This window comes from Marinobacter sp. LV10R510-11A (genome assembly GCF_900215155.1).
Taxonomy (GTDB): Bacteria; Pseudomonadota; Gammaproteobacteria; order Pseudomonadales; family Oleiphilaceae; genus Marinobacter.
Genome location: NZ_LT907980.1, coordinates 3365235 through 3389088 on the forward strand (window position 1 = coordinate 3365235; position 23854 = coordinate 3389088).

Genomic DNA, 23854 nt, shown 5'->3' on the forward strand with positions numbered 1-23854 from the left:
GTAGTACCCGCAGGCGGGCGTGGCTCAAGTAGTTGGCGTAGCCTGCCAGAGCTCGTTTTCCTGCAAGGCTCGGCCATCTGCCTCCAGCTTTAGCAGGTGAGCCAGCGCCGATCTGGCTGCGATGCCGTGAATTGCGGTTGGCACATCGCCATAGGCTTTGCTGGTCAGGTCTTTCAAGTTCACCGGCGACAGCTTTTCGAGCGCCTTGGCAATTTTGTGTTCCCGGGTCAGGCGGTGGGTGATCAGGTAATCGATGATCGCTTCCGGGTGACCCATCAAAAAGCCGTGGGCCGGCGCAATAAAGCGAATAGATTCGGCCAGCAGATCGTACATCGACTCTATGTAGGCTTTCATATCGCCGTCTGGCGGATTGATGACCACGGTTGAGCCCTGCATGATGTGATCCCCCGAAAACAGAAGCTCCTGCTCCTCCAGCAAATAACAAAGATGGTTGGAGGCGTGCCCGGGTGTGTGCAATGCCTTGAGTGTGCCAGCGTCGGTTTTAATCAGATCGCCGTGTTCGGGCTGATCATCTGGCGCAAATGCCTGATCCTGAGATGCCCCGGCCGGCGCCGGCCGCCCATAGACCCGGCATCCGGTTTTTTCCTTCAGGGCGCGGGTGCCAGGGGAGTGGTCTAGGTGGGTATGGGTAACCACCACAGAATCAATTTTCCCTTCCGTTAGCTCCAGAATTCTCTCAATGTGCCCAGCATGGTTGGGGCCTGGATCCAATAACGTAAAGCGCTCGTGTCCCAGGATGTAAGTGTTGGTTCCCGGCCCGGTCATCATGCCGGGGTTGGGCGCAGTCAGGCGAATTACACCGGCTGCAACTTCAATGGCCTCACCGGGAATAATCTCAGCTTTGGTGCTGCCTTCGGCCTCAGGGTCCAGCTTGTTTGCCTCATCATAAGCCGGTGAACCTGGCTCCAGAATTATCGCCTTACCGCGCCGGGTGGCTGGCCACGGCTGGCTGGGGATGGGCTCGGGTGGGTTTGCCCAAGCGTAGCGCATCAGATCATCTGCGGTATCGAAATCCCGGAGAACTCGCAGGGTTCTTATGGTGGGCAGCGTCATCAGCCGCTGGCCAGCACGGTGTTCCTCTAACGCTTTTGCGGGGCTTATCCATACATGGTCGATGGTTTCGTCGCCATCATGTTGCACCGGCTGACTGTCGGGCACCTTGGTGACAAAAAACCGGGTATCAAAGCGACGGGGTGGCCCGGGAGGTGTAACCCAGTGGCTCAGGTAAGCGAGTCGATCCAGAGGAATCGTCAATTGATGGCGCCGGCAGAGTTCAGCGAGGGATAGCTCCCCACGGAATACCGCCTCGCGGTCATTGTGAGCTGCGTGGTCTGCGCTTATGGTGCGTTTGTCTGAATCCACGGCCACCAGTACGCCGGCTTCTTCAAAGCATTCACGTACCGCGGCCAACATATAATCTGCGCCGCCCTCACTCAAGCTCATGGTGTGGCTGATCTCGGTGTCTACCGGGCCGTCGGCATGGTCGCGCCCGTGGGTGTCATGCTGGTCTACTGTGCCCCCGGGAAACACGTAATAACCGGGTAAAAACACCGCTCCCCAGGTACGCTGCAACAATAGTATTTCCAGGCCATTCTGAGCATCACGCACCAATGCCAGAGTGGCTGCAGGGCGAATATCCTTCGGGCTTTTGTTGTTCAAACTCTTAACCTCCGGTTACCTCTGAATCCAGCGCTCAAAGACTCTTGGTGAAGATAACTGATTTTTGCGACAAGATCTTGAGATGAACGCCTCAACCCAACAGCGTATCATCTGCTTCTGCACCCAGACGCTCCCTAATAAATCCAGACACACAGAAAGGCAGGTACCTCCACGTGGCCCGAATCGAACTTTCTTTCCCTGACGATGTATTCTGCTTTGAAACCCGTATGCAGGTTCGAACGACCGACATCAACGGCGCCAATCACTTAGGCAACGATGCCCTGGTTTCGATGCTCTCTGAAGCGCGGGCTCAGTTCCTGATCAGTTACGGAATTTCTGAGGGCGACAACAGCGGCAAGGGCATTATTGTGACGGATCTGGCCACCATGTATCAGTCGGAGTCGTTCTTCCCAGAAATGTTGCGCTTTGAAGTGGGGCTGATGGATTTCAACAAATACGGGGGTGATTTTGTGTTCCGGGTAACCAAGGCCGAAAATAGCCAGCCAGTTGCGCGGGCAAAATACGGGTTCGTGTTTTTTGATTACCAGCAAAAGAAAGTGGTGCCCATGCCAGAAAACTTCCGTTCACGCTTCGCTTGATTTGCTCCCGCTCTTGCGGAGTTGCTGCATGCCCGTGCGATAGAAGCTGTATGCCATAACGCCGGCAAACAGGTTGCCCACCAATGCACCGCTCATCAGACCATGAATGCCGTTGAGTTGGCTGCCCAGCCACAGCAGTGGCAAAAAGCACAAAAACAGCCGCAGGATTGAAACCAACAGTGCCCGCATGGCCAAGCCAAGGGCGTTGCATACAGACACCATCAACATGCACACCCCCAGGCCGCTATAGCTGAGCGGCACCCGCACAAGATAGGCCCCGAGAATGTCCTGTACCTGCTGATCGCTGCTGAATAGATCGGAGACAAGGCCGGAGCCGACCAGCCAGAGCAGGCCAATGGCCAGTTGCCAGACCACCACAAAGCGCACCGCAAGCCGCACCAGTTTACGAATCTGTTCAATATCGCCACTGCCTAACATGCGCCCAATCATCGGCGGCATAGACATGGTGAGGGCGAGCACCACCACAATGGAGAAGAACTCTAGGCGGGTACCCAGCCCCCAAGCTGCAACGGCGGCTGAGCCAAAACCGGCGACCATGGCAGTTGCGAACATGGCTGAGGCAGGCGGCATGAGCTGGCTGACCATCGCCGGGGCCATGATGCTGTTGAGTTGTTTTAGCGCGCGTCCCAACGCGAGTTCGCGAAGATCAAAGCGGGCCCAGCCGCGCTTGAGCAGCTTTGGATAGATAAACAGGCAGCCGATTCCGAAGGAAACTACCGTGGCCCAGGCAGCACCAGGCAGGCCCCAATCAAAAACAAAGATAAAAAGCGGATCCAGGGCGATGTTGGCGAGGCTGGTGGCTACCATCAGGTAGCCTGGCAGTTTGGTGTCGCCGTGGGAGCGGCAGATGCTATACCCGAAGTACAGAAATGCGCCTATCCATGCCGAGATCAGCCAGGGCACCCAGTAACTGCGAACCAGTGGAAGCAGAGTATCTTCTGCCCCTAGGGCTGTCATGATCGGGCTCTGCAGAAGCCACAAGCCGACACAGAGTACGAACACCAGTGCGCTGCCAACGGTAATGACCAACCCGCCGAGGCGAAAAGCTCTAAGCTGTTCGCCCGTACCTAGAGTTCGCGAAATAATCGCCGTGGTTGCGATGCCCAAACCTACCTGCAGGCCGATAATGAGTTGCTGCATGGGGAGTGTGAAACCGAGTGCCGCCAGAGGATCCCGGCCGAGTTGGCCGATAAAGGCACTGTCTACCAGCTGAAATGTCATCAGCGAAAGTGCGCCAAATAGCATGGGCCAAGTCATGGTGTAGAGCTGGCGGGTGAGGCTGGCGTTTTCGGGTGCTTTACTCACGGGTTGGGGGTGGAGCCTTAGTCTTGGATTGGGTGCGGGAGTCTAACAGATTTTGGAGTTAGCCCGGCGGGCAGAGAGCCTCTCCGCCCGCCGGGCTTCGGAACCGGGTGCTGGCTTCCTTAGAGAACCTTCAGTGCTGCGTCGTAGTCTGGCTCGTCTTTGATCTCGCTGACGAGCTGGCTGTGGATGACTTTGTTGTCCTCATCCAGAACCACCACGGCACGGCCGCAAAGTCCGGCCAGCGGGCCGTCCTGAATCGCCACGCCATAGTCCTGCTGGAAACTGTAATTCCGGAATGTGGAAAGAGTGATGACATTTTCTAGGCCTTCAGCACCGCAGAAGCGGGCTGCTGCGAACGGCAGGTCGCCCGAGATAACCAGTACCACGGTGTTGTCCAAGCCGCCGGCTTTTTCGTTGAATTTACGGGTGGATGCGGCGCACACGCCGGTGTCGATACTGGGAATGATATTCAGGATTTTTCGCTTCCCGGCCCAGCTGTCGAGCTGGACTTCTTCCAGGCCACTGTTGGTAAGCGTAAATGGCGGTACTGTGTCGCCGTTTTTCGGAAACGTGCCGCTCAGTTCAATGGGGTTGCCGTCGAGAGTGACTGTGCTCATGAATTGCTCCTTTCGTGATACGGAAATATCTATCCGTCAATGTTCAGTTACAGCTTACTCTTTTTAGTTCATTTTGGATGAGTTTGCACCCCGTCAGGCATTTTGCGATGCAACTATTGGCCGGAGACTGCTTGCGGCTCGAACCCGGGAGCGGGGTGGCGCTGCACCAGCAGCAGATAGCTGGCGAGGGCGCAAGCGGCGCAGATGGCAATAATTGTTGCCATTACCAATGAGGTTCCATCGTGCAGGTGGCCCACGAGCATGCCGGCGCAGGCTGCAATGGCCATTTGGGCAAAGCCGAACAGCGCTGAAGCGGAACCGGCCATGCGCGGGAAGTTGGCCATGGCGCCTGCCATGGTCTGGGGCATAACCATGCCGGTACCCGCCATAAACAATGCCTGGGGCAGTATAACGGCCCACACGCTGAATACTTCTGCCAATGCCAGAGCCATCATCAGGCTGCCGGCAGCAACCGCAATGACCAAGCCGCGAACGAGAATTTGATCTGGCACCAGGCGACTGCCAAGGTGGATTGCAGCAAGGTTGCCGGCTACGTAGCCGACGACAATGCCGGCGAAATATAGACCAAACTTTTGTGGCGGCACTTCTAGAAAATCGATTAGCACGAACGAGGAGCCGGAAAGAAACGCAAATAGCCCTGAGAATAGCAAAGCGTTGGTTAGGGTGTAACCGAGAAAACTGATGTCGGTTCCGATTGCACGATAGTTCCTCAACAAGCTGCAGAGCTTCAGGGGTTGGCGATATTCTGGGCGCATGGGTTCTGGAATGCCGAAGGCAACCACCACCGCCATGATCAAGGCATAACCGCCCAGCGCTAGAAAAATAGAGTGCCAGCCGAAACCGGCAACCATTAAGCCACCGAGGGTTGGTGCGACTGCTGGTGCTAAAGCCATGATGCTAGCCAGAAGCGCCATGATTTTCGCCGCCTCGCGAGGTGTATAGATATCCCGGATGGCGGCCCGACCCAGTACGGGGCCTGCCGACCCACCCAACGCCTGCAAAAAGCGACACAGAATTAGAGTTTCGATATTGCTAGCAAGCGCGCAACCAATGCTGGCGATGGCAAACAGCACAAAGCCACCGATCATGATCGGCTTGCGGCCAAATCGGTCGGCCAGGGGGCCGCACACCAGTTGCGCGATGGCAAAGCCGACCAAGTACAGGCTCAGGGTTAGCTGGACTTGACTGGTGCCGCTACCAAAATCACTGCCTATCTGTGGCAACGCCGGCAGATACATATCGGTGGCCAGCGGCCCCAATGCGACGGCGGCAGCAAGCAGTATGGTTGTCCAGATACTGGTGAGAGCGAGCATTTCTTGTCCATAGTTAAAGGGTGCGACCTTCGCGGGCTGCTATTTCCCATCAGGGCTCAGCGTCACGGTGAGGCTTAGGCGTTGGAGTGTAGGGGCTGCGCGGACAAAAAATAACGCTGAAGCTGCTCATAGGATATATGAGTAAAAATGATGAGTTAGTCGTTCAGGCCATTCATGGTGGCTGCGACTGCATTTACTTGGTTGCGTAACCAGCGATGGGCGGGGTCATTTTGGTTGCGGCGGTGCCATACCATCAGCAGAGTAAAAGGCTTGAAGCTGAAAGGTAAGGGTACCCACGCAAAGTCTCGAAGTAAGTGTTTGCTCATTCGCTCAGGTGCGGTAACCAGCATGTCGCTGCCCCTGAGAAACTCTGGCAGCCCGGAAAAATTAGAGACTGTGACCAGGTTTCGGCGGGTTAGCCCATGGGCAGAGAGCCCAGCTTCGAGGGCGGGTTTTTCGCCGCTGGCGAATACTAGGGCTATGTGATCGGCCTTCACGTAATCGGTCACGCTCTCCGGCGCTTCGCGCTTTTGCGGGTCGTAGAAAACGACCATGCGATCGCCCATCAGCCCCCTCTGCATGATGTCGGTGGCTTCCGGAGCGTGGGGAGAGATGATCAGGTCGCAGATGTCCTTGCGCAGCATTTCCGCACTGGGAATCCCTGAAGCAATTACCTGTAACATTATGCCCGGTGCCTGTTCTCGTAGGCGCTGCATCAGCGATGGCAGCAGCAGGTCCCGCTCATAATCGTTGGCGGCAACGGTGAAGGTGAACTCCGTGGTTTCTGGCGTGAACGGCGGGCCGGATGCCAGCGAGTGCATGTCGTCGAGAATCTGGCGAACGTGGGGGCCGGCCTGCACTGCGTATCGCGTGGGCGCAATGCCGCGCCCGGATTTGACGAACAGAGGATCCCCGAGGGCGTTACGCAGGCGATCCAGAGTGTGGCTGACCGCCGATTGGCTGACCCCGAGTTTGACCGCCGCGCGGGAGACACTGCCCTCGTCAAGCACAGCGACAAAGGTATGTAGCGCGCGAATATCAAGATTGAATGTATCAATAAGGTTCATGGATAGCAGTGTAATCCAGAACGGCCATCCCCGGAACCGAGTTTTAGATCAACCTGAACGCTCGGCCAGCCACCCCGCCATCTCCAACCAACTCTCCCGCGGTGCTTTGCTGCCCGCCAGAATGCCCATATGTCCGCCTGGGATGACCCGGAAGGTCTTATCTGCGGAGCAGACATGATCCATCACCCGCTTTGCGGCGCCTGGTGTCACCATTGAGTCTTCACTGCCCGCGACGGCTAGTAAGTTAGCGGTTACATTAGCTAACTGCGCTTCATCATCACCAATCTGTACAGTGCCTCGGGACAAATCGTTATCCATCCAGATACGCACCACTGTGTCCTGCACGATACCGCCGGGATAGGCCACCATGTGGTCAAGAAAAGCAGCGGTGGTGGCGTGGTTGGTAACGAACTCCCGGTCTCCCAGGCGAATGATCAGCTCCCAGTAACCCATAACGCTGCCGATGGGGTTGGTCAGCCGGAAGCCGATGGTGTTCAACCAGCCGGGGCTGTGGAACCAGTGAGGGCGAAGATCATGAACCTGAAACCCGGTGTGCTGGTGAACAAAATCCGAGACACCTCCCAAGCCCTTGCTTAATAAACCGAGTATGCCAGACGCGTGGCTGTCGATGGGGGAGCCCAAAATAATTGCGTTACGGATATGCTGATCTTTGCTCAGGCCCGAATAGAACAGAGTGAACATGCCGCCCAAGCTCCAGCCGTGCAGTGAAAGCTCTTGCTCGCCACTGTGCTTGCGAACCCGCTCAAGGCATCCAGGTAACAGCTCTGCCAGATAGGTATGAAAATTATAGTGACTGTGCGCCCGAGTTGGCTTGCCCCAATCAATGAGATACACCTCAAAACCTTTTGCGCGCAGAAATCTGACTAGGCTGCGCTGGGGTAGCAGATCGTATATCAACATATTGACCGCCAATGGCGGAACAATCACCACCGGCGTGCGGTGGGGTTTGCGCTCAACAGGAATGGTTATGCCATCCAGTTCGATGAAATCTTCCTGCAGCGGCGGGTAGTATCGCAGGCTTACCAGCCCATCAGAGTGAAGTGTCTCAAAAGGCGTTTGCCCCGCCTGCACCAGGCTCGCGGCACGGAACACTCGGTCAAACGCATTGCCTGCGTAGAGTGTTGTCTGCCGCGCCAGCCCTGAGGCCTTTTCAGTGGCGGCTTTGATAAGATCTGACATTGAAAAATCCATGGTAAAGAAGCGAGGCTATCTTGCAGTGCTAGGCTACGCTATGGCAAGACTGTCATTTCTGGATGGCAATGCGGTCACAAACGGCCACTGCCCATCGCCGTTGCTGATTGGTATGATTGCCCACCACTGACTAAATAATCACAACAGGCTCCGCATGCTCAGTTTCCTGCCCGCTCCCGTTATCGGCATACTCAACTCCGTTCTGTTGGCAATCAACACCCTGTTCTGGTGTGTGCTGCTCTATATTCCAGCGCTGCTGAAGCTCATTATCCCCCATAAGGGGTTCCGGGTACTGTGCACCCGGGCCATTATCTGGATTTCCGAGTCTTGGGTTGCGTGCAATACCGGTTGGATGAAGCTCACCCATGGCACGCAATGGCATGTCACAGGTGCGGAAAATCTCCGTCGTGAAAGCTGGTATCTGGTACTGAGCAACCATCAGAGTTGGGTAGATATCTTCGCCATGCAGCGGGTGTTCAATCGCCGGGCACCGTTTCTGAAGTTCTTTCTCAAGCAGCAGCTTATCTGGGTGCCAGTCATCGGGCTTGCTTGGTGGGGCTTGGATTTCCCGTTCATGAAGCGATACACGCGGGAGTATTTGATCAAGCACCCGGAAAAGCGTGGTGAGGATTTGAAAGCCACGCGCCGTGCCTGCGAAAAGTTTCGCTATACTCCGGTGAGCGTGATGAACTTTGTGGAAGGTACAAGGTTTACCCAAGCCAAACACGACAAGCAGAAATCTCGGTATACCCACCTGTTAACGCCGAAAGCCGGCGGTGCGGCGTTCGTTTTGGACACCATGGGTGATTCAATACAGACTCTGGTTGACGTAACCATTGCCTATCCTGGCGGCGCGCCCTCGTTCTGGGACTTTATGTGCGGCCGGGTGAGTGAAGTGAAAATGGAAATTCACACGGTCACTATACCCGAGCACCTGAAAGGGCGGGATTACTCTACCGATGCCCAGCACAGGCGCAGTGTGAAGAACTGGCTGGGGGGTCAATGGCAGGCCAAGGATGTCCGCCTAGAGAATATGCTCCGCCCTTAGCATTCGGCAACGACGTCAGCCCTTGCTGTCGTCGTTCTCCTTAGCCTCAGCTTCTACCAGCTTGAAGTTAATCTGCCGGCGCTCTTCTTCGACCCCTGAAAAACTGACTTTAACGGCCTGTTCCAACTGGAAAATGCGGCCATTTTTGTTGTGTATCAAACGCAGGGTTACTGGATCGAAGCCGAACTTGCCGTTGAGGGTCTTGCAACTCACAAACCCTTCCAAGCCGTTGACGTCTAGCCGCACGAAAAATCCGGCGGGGATGGTTCGGCTGATAACACCGTCCATAGGCTCCTCGCCCAGGGTTTTCGCGAAGTCGCTGCGAAGCCAGGTTTCCAGGCTGTTGGCAGCCTGGCGGGCTTTGAACTGCGCGCTCTGAAGTGCCAACAATTTGGCCCCGTCGAGCGCCTTCATGGGGGTGTCCCACAGTGCCGCTTTGATCAACCGGTGAACATACAGATCGGTATACTTGCGCAGAGGCGATGTAAAGGTGGTGTAGGCCTTAAGACCCATGCCTTGATGCGGTGCCGCGGTGAAGGCCAGCTCCGCCCGGGCAAGCTGCCGAGAGAGAATCGCTTTCACCGGCACGTCTGCTTTCAGGTTTGTGGTCTGTTTCATCAACTCCCGGAAACCGTCAGGGGTGCTGGGGTCAAGATCCGCAAGGTGAGGCGCATAGCCTTCAATCAAAGCTCGGGTGTTGTCTGCACGGTCGCTACGAAGCCCCGAGTGCTGAATGAACAGGCCAGATGGTTGCTGAGCCAGAAGATCTGCAGCGCAACGGTTGGCCACAACCATGCATTCTTCTACTAGCCGATGTGCCTCGTTTTGTACCGAGGGTTCGATAGCGCGAATGCGTCGATGTTCATCCAGTCTCAACCGGAATTCGGGCCGATCGCCGCTTAGCAGGGCGTGTTCATTGCGCCATTTGCGCAGCGCGGTTGCCACTTGATGGAGCTGATCCAAGCTGTTGGCAACTGAGTCGGGTAAGGCTTTGATGTCTTCGTCTTCGCGCCCTTCAATCAGGTTGGAAACCAGATCGTAACTGAGCTTGGCTTGCGAGCGGATAACCGCCTGGTGAAAGCTATATTCGCCCAGGCTGCCATCGTTATTGACCTGCAGATCGCATACCAGAGCCAGTCGGTTCATGTCGGGCATCAGCGAGCACAGTTTGGTGCTGATGCTGTCGGGCAGCATGGGCAAGGGTTCACCCGGGAAATAAATAGCGGTTGCCCGGTTGAAGGCTTCAATTTCAGCCGCGCTTTCCGGCCCAATAAGTGCAGATGGGTCGGCAATGGCAATGGATAACGACCAACCGGTGACATTGGGTTCCGCCAGAAGGGCGTCGTCCATATCCTGCGTGGCTGGGCTATCAATGGTCACGTATGCGCGCTCAGTGCGGTCTTCCCGCCCTGCTTCGCAGGCTTCGACAGCTGCTTCGTTCAGGCTATCTGCTTGTTCTAAAACAGGCGCGGGCCAAGAATCTGCCAGGTCGAAGGTCGCTAGGGTGAGAGCACGCTCTATCCCCGGTTCGCCGGCTTTGCCAATAACCCGAAGAACCTTTGCCTGGCCCTTCCCGTCTTTGATTGGGTGTTTGTATATGCAGCAGTATAGGTAATCGTCGGGCTGCGCATTCATGCGTTCTTTAGGCGGAATAAAAATCCAGCGGTTGATGCCCGGCGTTTCCGGCACTACGAAGTGCCCTTTGCCCTTCTCTAAATAGCGCCCAACAAAAGTGCTCAGCCGGCTTTCTAAAAGCTCGTCCACAACGCCTTGGATCTTGCCTTTGTCTACTTCCTGTTCGGTAACGTTAATCCTGTCGCCTGGAAGTACTTTTTGCATTTCTTCTGGTGGCAAGAAAACGTCCCGCCCTTCGTCTAGTACGACGAACCCGAAGCGGCCGTTGGTGGCTTTAACCGTCCCGGGGAAAACGACTTTGCTTTCCTCAATATCAGTCTTTAGCTGGCGCAACTGGTTGAGAGCGTCGGCATTGAACATGGGTGAACCTGGCTGAAAAAATGAATGATGGAGCGAAGTATAACGGTTTACGCGGTATGAGTCAGACCCGTTACGCGTGGTTAATCGCTGTATTTCCCTCAGAGGAAGTGGAAATAACCATAGAGCACCGACGAGCGGGTGTGTAGAAAAGATTACAGCATAAGACTGTAAATCATGTAATTTTGTGAATAGCGCAGAGCAGCACCGGTGCTACAAAGGTACCGGTGCTGCCTGAAATCAAGTTGAGGCGGCTCTGTTCTGGCCGTCTAACACCTTGCGGTAGCCTTCCAGAAGCTTGCGGTGGCCTTCGGTTGGCGCGGCAGGTGCCAGCGCTGATAGGCCAGGGAAGCGTTGTTCACCAGCAATAAAGCTTAGCGCCTGAGCTACTCGTGCTTCGCTGTGGTAGTACTCCAGCCCGCGGCGATCGTCTTCGGTCAGGTCACCTGACGCTAGCACGGGTGCCAACAGTTCGAATGCGCCTTCCAGATCGTTTAAGGCCAACAGCAGCCAAATCTTGAATTCGCCAACACGTAAGCGGCCCCAACGGCTGCTATCGCCTACGATGCCCGTCCACTCCAGTACTTTCATCTGGTCGTTGATGTGGTGGCCCTCCAGAGTTTCCAGCAGCAACTGCCAGCCAGATTCGCCGGCATTGTGCAGGTTGTAGAGCACAGGCCTTACGGGCAGGCTGGCGTTGTTGTTATTGAGGATCAGTTCGTCTGGCAGATAGATATCCGAGAAGCCCGGAATCAGGATGCGGCAGGCGAAAGCGCCCAGATCGGTATGCTCTGCAATGTAGATTTCGTGACCTTCGCTGTGGATTAGGTCGATCATCTGGGCGCAGGACGTTTTGTTGTCTTTGGCCCATGGGCTGTGGGCGTCCCAGTCGGCAAATTCCACGTCCGGCTCGTCGCTGAGGAAGGCCCAGCTTACGTAGCCGCTGGCATCGATAAAGTGCAGCTCCAGGTTGTGGGGCTCGTCTACCATGTCCATGTCGGTAGTGGGCGCCGGGAAGCCTTCTAGTTCATCTAGGGCACGGCCTTGAACCAGTTCGGTTAGAGTTCGTTCCAGTGCAACTTCGAACGTTGGGTGTGCGCCGAAGCAGGCGTAAGCACCGCCGTCTGGGTGCATCAGAAGAATGCACATAACCGGGTATTGGCCGCCAAGTGAGGCATCCAGCACGCGAATGCCAAAGCCGGCTTCTTGCAGGGCTTCTATGCCTTCCACAATATGGGGGAAGCGCGCCAGCACGGTGCTTGGCACTTCGGGCAGGGCGATGGCTTCGGCGATGATGCGGGCCTTGATTGCTCGCTCGAACAGTTCGGACACGCTCTGAACAATCGCCTCTTCGCGGTTGTTGCCGGCGCTCATGCCGTTGGATACAAACAGGTTGGCGATCATGCTCATCGGAATGTGCAGCGATGCTAGCAGGGCTCTGATTTGCAGGCCAGCTCAGATGGTATCTTGGGCTGGCCTATGTGGCCTAGTTGTGCTCGGAAAATACCTTGGTCTGGCCCTGGTCGTTGAACATTAATACTTCGTAGTGGTCTTTGCGGTCGCCCATTTCCATACCGGGTGAGCCGGCGGGCATACCGGGGACTGCCAGGCCGCGGGCTTTCGGGGCGTTGGCGATCAGGCGGTGAATATCGTCAGCGGGCACGTGGCCTTCGATGACGTAGTCACCCACAAACGCGGTGTGGCAGCTGGCCAAGTTGGGGGTAAGGCCAGCTTCCATTTTGACGCGGTTCATATCCTGTGTGCCGGTAACTTCCACATCAAAGCCGTTGCTTTCCAGATGATCGACCCAGTCTGTGCAGCAGCCGCAGGTGGGCGACTTGTAAACATGAATGTTCTGTGTCGCGCCAGCCGCTAACAGCGGAGTGCTAAAACCGAGTGTGGCACCGAGGGCCAGTCCGAGAATTTGTTTTTTCATGATTTTTCTCTCTTTAATGTTGTGTTCAGTGATGGCTTTTATTCTGTGCGGAGGCGTCGGTATCTGACGACGAAAGCCAGAACCACCAAACGATGGCAGCCATCAGAACAAGTCCTCCGGCATTGACCAGTATTGTTTCCATCAGTTCCGCTCCCCACTTGGTTTTTGGCTTTGGGCGTGAGCCAAATCAGGCTTACGACTGGTTTTGAAAAGGCGCAGCCGGTTGGCGTTGGTCACGACGGTTACTGAGGACAGTGACATGGCGGCACCGGCAAGAATTGGGCTCATCAATATGCCCCAGATCGGGTACAGCAGGCCTGCGGCGATGGGAATGCCCAGACTGTTGTAGGCAAAGGCACCGAAGAGATTCTGGTGAATGTTCTTTACCGTGGCTCGGGAGATCTCGATGGCATCTGGTACGCCGTGCAGGGAGCCGCGCATCAAGGTGATGGCGGCGCTTTCGATGGCGACGTCGGTGCCTGTGCCGATGGCGAAACCCACATCGGCCGCGGCCAGCGCCGGCGCATCGTTGATGCCGTCACCCACCATGGCCACGGTGTAGCCTTTGCCGCGCATTTCGTTTACCACGTCGGCTTTGTCTTCGGGCAGAACTTCGGCGCGGTATTCGTCGATGCCGGTCTTGGCAGCAATGGCTTTTGCCGTGGCGTCGATATCACCGGTAACCATCATCACCTTGATACCGGCGTCGTGCATGCGCCGGATGGCGGCTTTGGAATCTGCCTTGATGGCATCCGCAACGCCGATCACGCCAAGCACCTCGGCACCCCGGGCAAGAAACAGCGGTGTACCGGCCACTTCGGTGATGGCTTTTTCTGCGCCTTCAAGACCACTTAACGACAGATTTTCGGCTTCCAGCCAGCGGCGGTTGCCTAGGCGAACCCGGTCGCCCTCAAACTGGCCAGCCACACCCTTGCCATTCAGGGCTTCAAAATCGATGACCTTGAGCGGCTGTGCGTTTTGCTCTTTGGCCTTGTTAACGATGGCTTCCGCGAGAGGGTGCTCGGAATGCTGCTCCAAACCTGCAGCCAACGCTAGCAATTCGCTTTCGTCGCCATTTACGGCGTGCACGCTGGTCACCGCCGGGTGGCCTTCGGTAATGGTGCCGGTTTTGTCGAGAATCACCAGGTCAAGCTTGCCTGCGGTTTGCAGTGCGTCTCCCTGACGAATCAAGGCGCCGTATTCCGCCGCCTTGCCCACACCCACCATCACTGACATAGGCGTTGCCAAACCCAGTGCACAAGGGCACGCAATGATCAGTACCGTGGTGGCTGCCACCATCATATGAACAATCGCGGGCTCCGGCCCGACGTTGTACCAAACCAGCGCGGCGGCCACGGCAATCAGCATGACGCTGGGCACGAACACTGACGATATTTTATCTGCCAACCGCCCGATAGCCGGTTTTGAACCCTGGGCCTTCTTCACCAGCCGGATGATCTGCGCCAGTGCAGTCTCACTGCCTACGCGGGTTGCTTCGTAAACAATCCCGCCGTGTGTATTCAGCGTGCCGGCGGAGACCTCGTCGTTCACTGCTTTGCTCACGGGCATGGGCTCGCCGGTGAGCATGCTTTCGTCGATGCGGGTGCTGCCTTCTACAACCCGCCCGTCCACCGGCAGATTTTCACCGGGGCGAACGCGAATGTGGTCGCCTTTGCGCACGTCCTCTACCGGAATGTCCTGCTCTTGCCCGTCGCGGATAACCCGGGCGGTTTTCGCCCGCAGATCCAGCAGTCGACGAACCGCCTCGGATGTCTTGCCCTTGGCGCGGAGTTCCAGCGCCTGGCCAAGATTGATCAAACCGATGATCATGGCTGAGGCTTCAAAATACACATGCCGCGCCATCTCAGGTAAGGCTTCGGGAATGCTGGTGACGGTGATGGAATACAGCCAAGCGGTACCTGTGCCCAGGGCAATCAGCGTGTCCATATTGGCGTTGTGGTGCCGGAATGCCTTCCAGGCGCCGACGTAGAAGTGTCCACCGGTAATGACCATAACCGCGAGCGTCAGCAGGCCGAGGCCAAGCCAGATGCCTTGGTTCGCTTCGCTTACGGTCATGGAGCCAAACCCCATGCCCCAAACCATTAGGCCAACACCCAGGCCCAGACTGATGGCCATCTTCACCAGCAAAGTTTTGTACTGCTTTTTGTCGTCTTCTTGCTTCTTGTCGTCTGCGGCATCCACGTCTTCAATCACACTGGCGCCGTAACCGGAGCTCTCTACAGCTCGCACGAGGGCTTGCGGATCGGTCGCGCCCGTTGCTGTGGCTGTATTGTCCGCCAGGTTCATATAGGCATGGGTAACGCCTGCCACTGACTTCAATGCTTTCTCGATGGTGTTCACACAAGAGGCGCAGGTAGCACCGGTTACCGCCAGGTGCACTTGATCGTCGCTTTGGGCTGGAGCTGCAGATTCTTTAGGTGTGTCTTCCAGAGTATCGAGCTGTTCACTCGTATCTTCAGCGCTGCCGCCTGACTTTTCAGACTTGGAAGAGCAGCAACTGGTAGGCTTTTCAGTTTTAGATACCGGTTCTGCCGGGTATCCGGTTTCCGTCACAATTCTAGCCGCTTCCTTGGCATCAATGCCTTCGGGCAGCGCCACGGTCTGATCTTCCAGATTAACCTCTACAAGACCGGTATCGCCGGTTAGAGGCTCCAGGGCATTACGAATCTTTTTAGCGCATCCCTGACAGGTAGCGCCGGAAATGCTGAGAGTGGTGTGTAATACAGGTGCTTCGCTCATAGTGGTTTACTCCTCAGCCTATTTTCCGGGTTCGCTATCGTCCCAGTGCTCGATCAACCGGCAAATGGTGTGGCCATCCGGCGTGCCGTCCGGCATATCCTGCCAAGCGACCAGCGCTGTCTTCATACGCTTACGCAACTGCTCCAACTCTTGAATCTCCTGCTCGACCACGGCCAGCCGTTGCTGAAACACATCCCGAACCATGGGGCACGGCGAGTGGTGGTCGTCCGCCTGATCCAGAATCTGCCGAATCTCTGGCAACGAAAAACCCAGCTGTCGAGCTTTGCGGGCAAAACGCAGCCGCCGAAGATCCTCAGTGTCATACTGCTGATAGTTGTTATCCGGGTTTCGGGTCGGTTTAAGCAGCCCCTCCCGGGTGTAAAAACGAACAGTGTCCGGATTCACCCCGGCAGACGTAGCAAGGTCCTTAACTTTCATATTCAGCAGCATCCGCCAAATGTTAATGAGCGGCGGTGTGGGAGGCTTGTCCGAAAATGCTCGGAGCCAGGGAAGGCGGAGAGCAAGCGTACATGGACGTATTCACAGCGGTTTTCGGACAAGCCTCCCACACCGTCGCGGCTATCGACAAAGCCTGACAGCCAAGAGTGTTTGAAGCTTAAGGATAGCTTAAAACCTGTGACCTACTCACAGGTCAAAGGTTTTTACGAGGAGGAGCTTTTCGCCCGAAGGAAGGCATTGCAGTTGTTGCACTGATCAGGGGCCATTAGCTTCGCCTGCCAGCCAATCTTGTGACCACACGCGGGGCACGCCAAGCGCAGTTGCAGAATAATAATCGGCGTAATCAGCGCCACCAGAATAAGGCCCAGTGGCCCCCAGTCGTCAGCGCTCGAAAGCCCAAGCTGGCTACTGAAAACCAGAGTAATAACCAGAACCACGAACGCAAAAATAAAATAGTTCCGGTTCCAGCGCTCCCATCGGCGAAGCTTGCTGTCCTGTTCCGGCGTCAAATAACCTGTGGCCATAAAATCTCACCTGAAAAAAGCAATCTTAATGCTGGGGCTGGCGGATGGCTGTTACAAATCCGGCTCAGCCATTACAGCCTTTTTGAACGCGCCGTTGACCAGCGCTTTTTCCAATTCCGCTGCTGGAATAGGGCGACTGATCAGATAACCCTGAGCCACGTTGCAGTGGTGGCTTTTGAGGAAGTCTAGCTGTGCTTTCGTCTCCACGCCCTCCGCAACGACTTGTAAGCCAAGGTTGTGGGCGAGATTGATTACCGCCCGAGTGATCACAGCGTCATCGTGGCGCTCCGTTACGTCAGTAATAAACGAACGGTCGATTTTCAGCAGATCCACTGGGAAGTCTCTCAGGTAAGCCAGAGAAGAATAGCCGACACCGAAATCATCAATCGCCAGATGTACGCCAAGGTCATGCAGGCGTGTCAGTTGTCCAAGATTGTGCTCGATGTTTTGAACAAAAATCTCCTCAGTCAGCTCCACCTCAAGCCGGTTAGCTGGGATGCCCTCGGCATCCAGAGCCTCGCGTATACGCTCCACCAGGTTCTCGTCGTCCAGTTCCCGCCCGGACAGATTCACGGCTACCCGGAGGTTTTCGAAGCGGGTTCCTTTCCATGCCGATAACTGCCGGCAGGCGGCCATCACCACCCAGCGCCCGATATCGGTTATTCGGCCGCTTTCCTCCGCCAGTGGAATGAACTCGCCCGGTGGCAGCAGGCCCCTACGAGGATGCTGCCACCGGATAAGCGCTTCGACACTGTTGATTTCGCCGCTGTTCAGGTCCAGTTGCGGCTGGTAATGCAGTACAAACTCATTATTGGCTAGGGCATGGCTGAGATCCTTCTCTAGCTCCAGCCGCATAACTTCTCGTTCTTGCATGCCCTCAGTATAGAATTGATAGGTGTTGCGGCCCTGCTCTTTGGCACGATACAGCGCAATGTCTGCGTTCTGCAGCAGGGTATCGGCGTCCAGGCCGCTCTGGGGATACACGGCAACGCCGAGAGTTGCGGTAACGCTGTGGCTTTCATTCTGAACCACATAAGGCGCTTCAAAACACTGTTTGATAAGCCCCAGCAGGTAAACGACGTCGTCAATGTTCTCCACATGCTGCTGGCAGATCATAAACTCGTCACCGCCGGAATAGGCCACCGTAATACGCTCATTACTGAGCTGATCTAGGCGCCCGGCAACCTGAACCAGAAGCTCATCTCCAAACTGATGCCCAAGAGAATCATTCAGTATCTGAAAACGATCGAGGTCCAGCATTACCATGGCCAACTGCCACACCTGGCGGCCTGCGATATTGAGTGCGTGGGCCAAGTCTTCCATAAAGAAGCGTCGGTTTGCTAGGCCAGTAAGAATGTCCGTGGATTCGAGCCGAACAAGGTCCTTTTGAACGGTTTTGCGTTGTGCGATTTCGTCATCCAGTTCCTGGCGGGTTATCAACAGATCCTGATTGCGCTTGAGTATGAGCTGCAGTAGAAAGGTTGTGAGGCTGGTTAGCAGGCCCATGAACACAAGGGTAATGAACGTCCAGCGCGGCCAAGGGCTGCGTTGTTTGTCGACCCAAGCCTCCGAAGGCGAGAGAGTGAGGTGCCAATCCAATGTGGGAATGATAACCGGCACAGTGTAAGACATAGGATTACTGGCGCTTTGGAAGTCGCTCAGCGTATAAACCGGAGCCCCGTTGCTGTGTATCTCGATCCGAAACATGGCCGGTTCCCGGCTTGCCATCAGCTGGCGAGCCAGGGTTTCCATTCTGAACACACCCGCCATGAAGCCATTGTTATCGGCCCCGGTGTCGACAGGAGCATAGATAACAATGCCTTTACCGCCCTGACGCAGTTCCAACACTCCTAAAACGTCATAGTGCCCAGAGTTCTTGGCCGCCTCCAGAGCTCGACTGCGCTGATTATCATTAGCAGCATTTAAGCCAAGAACGATCTCGTTGCCGGCCAAGGGTTCCAGCCAGCGGATGATAAGACCACGGTCTATCCACTCTATGGCCTGATAGATGCGGAAGTCTTCAAGATAATTGCGGGCATCCTCGCGCCATTCGTTTTCGGGCGTTTGCGGATCCGTTGCCAACCGGTTGGCCATTCGCCGAATGGCATTGGCGTGAACCATAAGCTCCCATTCCAGACTATGGGCCATATTCCGAGCCTCGTTTTCAAGGCTGGCCTGTATCTGTGCTGTGTGCTGCTGAATCAAGCCGTAGCGAAGGCCGGCTGCCATGCCGAGAAAAACAAGAAAGATCACCACCGGAAACACGGGATGTAGCAGCTGCTTAATTAAGAGCCCGAATTTTTGGGGTGTTTGTTCCAAGAAGTGCTCCGGTTGCCAGTAGACCAATATGCCAGTGTAACGGCTGAAGACTGATAATAATAAATCAATCTGACCAGAGCGCCATGCTTTAGAAGCCCCGAGGTTCACTTTCCGGAGCTAACCGCCGGTATACCCTGTCGCGGAATCTCCTGCTTCGGGCAGAGATCCATCACAACGGTGAGTCCGGCTGTTTCGGCTCTGGCCGCACCGGCTTCGTTGATCACACCAATCTGCATCCAGATGATGGGAACCTTCAGTTCGATGGCCTGATCGATCACCGCATCTGTGCGCTCAGGGGCAAGAAACAGCTCCACCATGTCGACGGGTTCGGGTAAGGATGTGATGTCGGCGTAAACGGTCTCGCCCAGCAATTGCTGGCCGGCTAGGCGGGGATTTACCGGAATAACCCGGTATCCGTGCGCCTGCATAAACTGCATGACTTCGTGGGAGGGCCGGTTGGTTTTCTCGCTGGCACCCACCAAAGCAATGGTGCGAATAGAGGTGAGGATGTCGCGAATGGAATGTGGGTCTTGAGTTGGCATAGTATTATTACTGCCTTTTAGGAATGGCCTGATCGAGCCACAAGACTAGGAGCGATTGCTCACCAGTTGCAGAAATTCTGACCGCGTAGCCTGGGATTTACGGAACTGCCCCAGCATCATGGAGGTTTTCATTTTTGAGTTCTGTTTCTCCACGCCGCGCATCATCATGCACATGTGCTGAGCTTCGATTACCACCGCAACGCCCTTAGCGCCGGTAACGGTCTCTACGGCTTCGGCAATTTGGCGTGTCAGGTTTTCTTGGATCTGCAGGCGGCGGGCATACATGTCCACAATGCGTGCGAATTTTGATAGGCCTAAAACGCGGCCCTCGGGCAGATAAGCTATATGGCACTTGCCGATAAAGGGCAACATGTGATGCTCGCACATGCTGTAAAGCTCAATATCTTGCACTACGACCATCTCATCCATTGCGGATTCAAACACCGCATTGTTAACGAGATCGCCAAGATTTTGCTGGTAGCCTTGGGTGAGGAACTGCATGGCTTTGGCAGCACGCTTGGGGGTGTCTTGGAGACCTTCGCGGCTGGCGTCTTCGCCCAGCCCGTCGATGATGGCGCGATAGTGGCCCGTCAGGTCGTCAAGGAGTTTGGTCATAGTCTTTTCCGGTTCTCTTCATAATGGTAAGGCGCGAGCGCTAAAGCTTAAGTGAATTTGCCCTGTATCTCTACGGTTTACCGTGAAGCTCTCTCAAAAACACCGATTTCGGTTTGCAGTTTATGGAGCGCATGTACCAAGCTCTGGCGGCAGAGTCGGGTTTATTCTACAGTCGTAGGCTGTAAAGGATCTATTGGGAACAGCGCATGGAACAGCAGATACCGAGTATCAAGGACGGAGCAGCGGGCAGCGGGGGGAAGGCTGTGCTTGAGGAGTGGCAACAAGGCGGTAAATGGTTCACCTACGATGGCCACGCGATATTCAGCCGCATGGCAGGCAGCGGGGAGCCGCTGATACTGATGCACGGGTTCCCAACGGCAAGTTGGGATTGGAGCCGGATCTGGCCCATGCTGGTTCAGAGCAATAATGTGTTGGCTCTGGATATGTTGGGTTTTGGCTTTTCTGACAAGCCCCGGGGGTATGCATACAGTATTGAGGATCAGGCAGACCTAATGCAGGGGCTGCTGGAAGGGCTTGGGCTGGATTCGGTGCACATTTTTGCCCATGACTACGGGTGCAGTGTCGCTCAAGAGTTGCTTGCCCGGGAGCAGGAAGGGGTGCTGCCTTTTCATATCGCCAGCGTGTGCTTCCTGAACGGGGCGTTGTTTCCAGAAGTGCACAACCCGTTGATGATTCAAAAACTGTTGCGGAGCCCGTTGGGTGGGCTGCTCAGCCGGGGCATGACTCGGCGCAGTTTTGAGCGCAATTTCCTAAAGTTGTTTGGCAGCAAAAGCATCCCAAGCCAACAGGATATGGACGATTTTTGGCATCTGCTCACTTACAACAACGGCCGCGGTATCTTGCATCACCTGATCCAGTTTATGGAAGAGCGCCGGTGTCACAGGCATCGCTGGGTGTCCGCGTTGCAGAATGCGAAACAGCCCATGCGTTTGATTTCAGGTATTGCAGACCCTGTGTCGGGGGCGGCTATGGCCCAGCGCTACCAGGAAATGGTTCCAGATGCCGATGTTGTGCGGTTGAAAAATGTTGGGCATTACCCACACTTTGAGAGCCCCTGGGAGGTGTTCGGCGCATACAGGGAGTTCTGCAAGCGCCGGTAAGGTACGAGCCGAGGCAGAGCCGCCCGCCGTGATTGTGCTTAGGCAGAGTGCCGGGCTGAAAATCGGCCCGCGCCGCCATAGACCACGAGAAAGGTAGCAAAGGCCGTGACCACGACGGAAGGGCCGGCCGGCGTGTCCAAGTGCCAAGACATGCTTAGTCCACCGACCACCGCAACAAAGCCGAACACCACCGCCAATGCGGCCATCTGCTCCGGAGTACTGGCCAGCCTGCGCGCCGTGGCCGCAGGGATGATCAGCAGCGCGGTGATCAGCAGAACCCCTACCATCTTCATAGCGACCGCAATTACCAGCGCAAACATCAGCATTAGTAACAGGCGCAGGCGTTCAACCGGCACACCTTCAACACGGGCCAGCTCCTCGTGGATGGTGCTCATCAGCAAACCACGCCAAAGCACGGTTAATAGCGTAAGAATCACCATGGCTCCGCCATAAATCCACAGCAAGTCGTTGCGGTTCATGGCCAGCAGATCACCGAACAGCAGGCCGGTTAGGTCGATTCGGACATCCGGCATGAAGCTTAGCGCCACTAGGCCAATGGCCAGGGCGCTGTGAGCAAGAATGCCCAGCAGGGTGTCGGTGGCGAGGGTTTTGTTACGAGAGAACAGCATCAAGGCCACGGCCAAAATAACGCTGGTAATGATAACCCCGAGGTTTAACGGAACGCTGATCAGAAAGCTGAGGGCTATGCCTAGAAGCGCAGAGTGAGCCAGGGTGTCGCCGAAATACGCCATTCTCCGCCACACGACAAAACAGCCCAATGGCCCGGCGATCAGCGCCACACCCAGGCCACCAATGAGGGCACGCCAGAAGAAATCGTTCAGTATGGTATCAATGATGGTCATGATGACATTCCTCATGGCCGGCGGCTGCACCTGAGTGATCGGGCCCAACTACGTTGCCATGTAAATCGTGGCTGTGGTTGTGATTATGGTGATACACCGCCAAAGATTCGGCCACTGGCCGGCCGAAGGTTTCAATAAATGCAGGGTCGTGGGAGATGTCAGCGGGAGATCCGCTACAGCATACGTGTTGGTTCAGGCAGATAACCTTGTCGGTGGCTGCCATAACCAAATGCAGATCGTGTGAAATCATGATGACGCCACAGTGTAGCTCGTCCCGTAACTCGCGGATCAGATCATAAAGCGCAGCTTGGCCGTTAATATCGACGCCCTGGGCCGGTTCATCGAGCACAAGCAGATCGGGTTTTCGCACCAGTGCTCGGGCGAGTAGAAGTCGTTGCTGTTCGCCCCCGGAAAGATGGTGTACTGAAGCGCTAAGCAGATGGCTGACACCGGTTCGTGCCAGCGCAGACGTGCACTCTGCCAGCGGCTGGCCACTGAGCAACATGAAGCGCTTTACGCTCAACGGCAGTGTTGATTCCAGGCTTAGATGCTGGGGTACATACCCGATAACCAGGTGTTTTGCGCGAACAATGCGGCCACTGGTTGCAGCCTGTATGCCCAGAATGGCTTTGATCAACGTGGTTTTGCCAGCGCCGTTGGGCCCGATGATAGTAATGATATCGCCTCGGTGCAGCGACAAATTCACCCGATCAACAACCGGGCGATTGTCAAAACGGACAGTAAGGTTTTCGATGGCTACCAGCACGTCACTCATGATGTTGTTCCGTCTGGCAGCCAGGGCATAGACCTGCTACTTCTAGCATTACTTTTTCCGTACGGAATGCCTCGGCGCCGGCGGCATCGTGTATTGCCGTGGATACCGATGCATCCGTGAGCTCAAGAACAGTGCCGCAGCCCCGACAGATAAGAAACATCCCGGTGTGTTGCTCGCCAGCATGGACGCAGCCAGTAAACGCGTTGAGCGAAGCTATGCGATGCGCCAGCCCGTGCTGCTGTAGAAAGTCCAAGGCCCGGTATACGGTTGGCGGAGCAGCGTTATGGCCTTCGGAGGTGAGCTTTGCGAGCACATCGTAAGCGCCGAGAGGTTTGTGAGATTGCCAAATCAGCTCCAACACCCGTTCACGAGTGGGCGTCAGGCGGGCATTTTTTTGCTGGCAGATTACTCTGGCGTCGGCCAAAGCTTGGCTCACACAGGCGTCGTGATCGTGAGGGCGGTACGGGAGCGCGCGGGCAAACATGGTAGGAATCCTGCGGAATTTGCAACATTATAACATTTGCAAGGATCCCTCTGCCATGGGACAGAACAATAACCTAGGTGCCGTGTAGGCGGTGTGGTTTCAAGTTCTGTTTCTACACCAGCGTTTCGCTGGCGAGAGACTCCAAGTAGTCTAAGTTAGGAATCCAAGCGGCTTCGCCATCAACATCAACCAGCATAAGATCGGCAGGGCCGTTTTCACCTTCCAGTTGTTTAACCTGATCTTCGGCAATACGAACCTGGCTGGGAATGCCCTGGGTAATCAGTGCCATGAACCGGAGCTTTTTGCTGTTGTCGCTGAGGGAGTTGAGCACGACAATCCGACCGCGGTTTTCACCGGGAATTGAAAGAATTCCGCCATTGGCGGCGTCGTAGGAAATAACCGGCAAGTTCAGGCCACGCCATTCCAAGTGCCCTGCCAGCCAGTCCGGCGCCCCGGCATCTGCTTCACTGCTCGCGTAATCCACGACCTCAGCAATGGATACGTTGGGCAGTAAAAGCTGCCGCCCGCCTACGGGAATCATAACGCAGGAGAGGGTTTGGCTATTGTCATTCATTGCTTGT

General features: G+C 55.8%; 23 protein-coding genes. 4 read left to right on the forward strand and 19 right to left on the reverse strand.

Annotation, left to right across the window (positions count from 1 at the left end):
* Window positions 1–24: 24 nt before the first annotated feature.
* Window positions 25–1680: an MBL fold metallo-hydrolase gene (locus CPH80_RS16280; protein ID WP_096279434.1), complete on the reverse strand. Its 1656-nt coding sequence runs from the start codon at window positions 1678–1680 to the stop codon at window positions 25–27.
* 173 nt (window positions 1681–1853) lie between these two features.
* Here CPH80_RS16280 and CPH80_RS16285 point away from each other — a divergent pair, with 173 nt between their 5' ends.
* Window positions 1854–2279, forward strand: coding sequence for a thioesterase family protein (locus CPH80_RS16285; RefSeq protein WP_096279436.1), 426 nt, complete (start codon window positions 1854–1856; stop codon window positions 2277–2279).
* Here CPH80_RS16285 and CPH80_RS16290 read toward each other — a convergent pair.
* From CPH80_RS16290 to CPH80_RS16310, 5 genes are all read right to left on the reverse strand, one after another.
* Window positions 2265–3557 carry an MATE family efflux transporter gene (locus tag CPH80_RS16290; protein ID WP_096281703.1) on the reverse strand — a complete coding sequence of 431 codons (1293 nt, stop codon included), beginning with the start codon at window positions 3555–3557 and terminating at the stop codon, window positions 2265–2267. The two genes, CPH80_RS16285 and CPH80_RS16290, sit on opposite strands and share 15 nt — an antisense overlap.
* Window positions 3558–3724: 167 nt before the next feature.
* The gene (tpx, locus tag CPH80_RS16295; RefSeq protein WP_096279437.1) at window positions 3725–4222 is read right to left on the reverse strand and encodes a thiol peroxidase; all 498 of its coding nucleotides are present in this window, start codon (window positions 4220–4222) and stop codon (window positions 3725–3727) included.
* Between the two features lie 113 nt (window positions 4223–4335).
* Window positions 4336–5556: a Bcr/CflA family multidrug efflux MFS transporter gene (locus tag CPH80_RS16300; RefSeq protein WP_096279439.1), complete on the reverse strand. Its 1221-nt coding sequence runs from the start codon at window positions 5554–5556 to the stop codon at window positions 4336–4338.
* A 155-nt stretch (window positions 5557–5711) separates the two neighbouring features.
* Window positions 5712–6623, reverse strand: a complete 912-nt coding sequence (locus CPH80_RS16305) for a LysR family transcriptional regulator (protein WP_096279440.1) — start codon at window positions 6621–6623, stop codon at window positions 5712–5714.
* 48 nt (window positions 6624–6671) lie between these two features.
* The gene (locus CPH80_RS16310; protein WP_096279442.1) at window positions 6672–7823 is read right to left on the reverse strand and encodes an alpha/beta fold hydrolase; all 1152 of its coding nucleotides are present in this window, start codon (window positions 7821–7823) and stop codon (window positions 6672–6674) included.
* A 10-nt stretch (window positions 7824–7833) separates the two neighbouring features.
* Here CPH80_RS16310 and CPH80_RS23015 point away from each other — a divergent pair, with 10 nt between their 5' ends.
* Together CPH80_RS23015 and CPH80_RS16315 are read left to right on the forward strand one after the other, a co-directional pair.
* The gene (locus tag CPH80_RS23015; RefSeq protein ID WP_264754796.1) at window positions 7834–7965 is read left to right on the forward strand and encodes a hypothetical protein; all 132 of its coding nucleotides are present in this window, start codon (window positions 7834–7836) and stop codon (window positions 7963–7965) included.
* 24 nt (window positions 7966–7989) lie between these two features.
* Window positions 7990–8883 carry an acyltransferase gene (locus CPH80_RS16315; RefSeq protein WP_096279444.1) on the forward strand — a complete coding sequence of 298 codons (894 nt, stop codon included), beginning with the start codon at window positions 7990–7992 and terminating at the stop codon, window positions 8881–8883.
* 15 nt (window positions 8884–8898) lie between these two features.
* Here the strand turns inward: CPH80_RS16315 and CPH80_RS16320 are convergent, their stop codons facing one another.
* The 9 genes from CPH80_RS16320 to folE form a co-directional block, all read right to left on the reverse strand.
* Complete coding sequence (locus tag CPH80_RS16320) at window positions 8899–10878, reverse strand: ribonuclease R family protein (protein WP_096279446.1); 1980 nt, start codon at window positions 10876–10878, stop codon at window positions 8899–8901.
* Between the two features lie 237 nt (window positions 10879–11115).
* Window positions 11116–12285: a YcaO-like family protein gene (locus CPH80_RS16325; protein ID WP_096279448.1), complete on the reverse strand. Its 1170-nt coding sequence runs from the start codon at window positions 12283–12285 to the stop codon at window positions 11116–11118.
* Window positions 12286–12361: 76 nt separating this feature from the next.
* On the reverse strand, window positions 12362–12811 hold the full coding sequence (locus CPH80_RS16330; RefSeq protein ID WP_096279450.1) for a DUF411 domain-containing protein: 450 nt from the start codon (window positions 12809–12811) through the stop codon (window positions 12362–12364).
* A gap of 141 nt (window positions 12812–12952) precedes the next feature.
* Entirely contained in the window at window positions 12953–15571 is a 2619-nt protein-coding gene (locus tag CPH80_RS16335; RefSeq protein ID WP_096279452.1) for a heavy metal translocating P-type ATPase, read from the reverse strand.
* Window positions 15572–15589: 18 nt separating this feature from the next.
* A complete protein-coding gene (locus CPH80_RS16340) occupies window positions 15590–16009 on the reverse strand; it encodes a MerR family transcriptional regulator (protein WP_096281705.1) in 420 nt (139 codons plus the stop codon).
* 224 nt (window positions 16010–16233) lie between these two features.
* Window positions 16234–16554: a hypothetical protein gene (locus CPH80_RS16345; protein ID WP_096279454.1), complete on the reverse strand. Its 321-nt coding sequence runs from the start codon at window positions 16552–16554 to the stop codon at window positions 16234–16236.
* A gap of 51 nt (window positions 16555–16605) precedes the next feature.
* Window positions 16606–18873 carry a putative bifunctional diguanylate cyclase/phosphodiesterase gene (locus tag CPH80_RS16350; RefSeq protein WP_227520218.1) on the reverse strand — a complete coding sequence of 756 codons (2268 nt, stop codon included), beginning with the start codon at window positions 18871–18873 and terminating at the stop codon, window positions 16606–16608.
* Between the two features lie 104 nt (window positions 18874–18977).
* Window positions 18978–19415 carry a CoA-binding protein gene (locus CPH80_RS16355; RefSeq protein WP_096279456.1) on the reverse strand — a complete coding sequence of 146 codons (438 nt, stop codon included), beginning with the start codon at window positions 19413–19415 and terminating at the stop codon, window positions 18978–18980.
* Window positions 19416–19460: 45 nt separating this feature from the next.
* Complete coding sequence (folE, locus tag CPH80_RS16360) at window positions 19461–20030, reverse strand: GTP cyclohydrolase I FolE (protein ID WP_096279458.1); 570 nt, start codon at window positions 20028–20030, stop codon at window positions 19461–19463.
* Window positions 20031–20236: 206 nt separating this feature from the next.
* Between folE and CPH80_RS16365 the strand changes: the two genes are divergently transcribed.
* Complete coding sequence (locus tag CPH80_RS16365) at window positions 20237–21151, forward strand: alpha/beta fold hydrolase (RefSeq protein ID WP_096279460.1); 915 nt, start codon at window positions 20237–20239, stop codon at window positions 21149–21151.
* Between the two features lie 38 nt (window positions 21152–21189).
* Here CPH80_RS16365 and znuB read toward each other — a convergent pair whose 3' ends face one another.
* The 4 genes from znuB to CPH80_RS16385 all read right to left on the reverse strand — a co-directional run bounded on the left by znuB (window position 21190) and on the right by CPH80_RS16385 (window position 23847).
* The gene (gene znuB / locus CPH80_RS16370; protein WP_096279462.1) at window positions 21190–22014 is read right to left on the reverse strand and encodes a zinc ABC transporter permease subunit ZnuB; all 825 of its coding nucleotides are present in this window, start codon (window positions 22012–22014) and stop codon (window positions 21190–21192) included.
* Window positions 22001–22789: a zinc ABC transporter ATP-binding protein ZnuC gene (gene znuC / locus CPH80_RS16375; protein WP_096279464.1), complete on the reverse strand. Its 789-nt coding sequence runs from the start codon at window positions 22787–22789 to the stop codon at window positions 22001–22003. The genes znuB and znuC overlap by 14 nt, the downstream gene beginning before the upstream one ends.
* The gene (locus tag CPH80_RS16380) at window positions 22782–23273 is read right to left on the reverse strand and encodes a Fur family transcriptional regulator (protein ID WP_096279466.1); all 492 of its coding nucleotides are present in this window, start codon (window positions 23271–23273) and stop codon (window positions 22782–22784) included. Before CPH80_RS16380 ends, znuC begins: the two co-directional genes overlap by 8 nt.
* A gap of 112 nt (window positions 23274–23385) precedes the next feature.
* A complete protein-coding gene (locus CPH80_RS16385) occupies window positions 23386–23847 on the reverse strand; it encodes a chemotaxis protein CheW (RefSeq protein ID WP_096279467.1) in 462 nt (153 codons plus the stop codon).
* Window positions 23848–23854 lie beyond the last annotated feature (7 nt).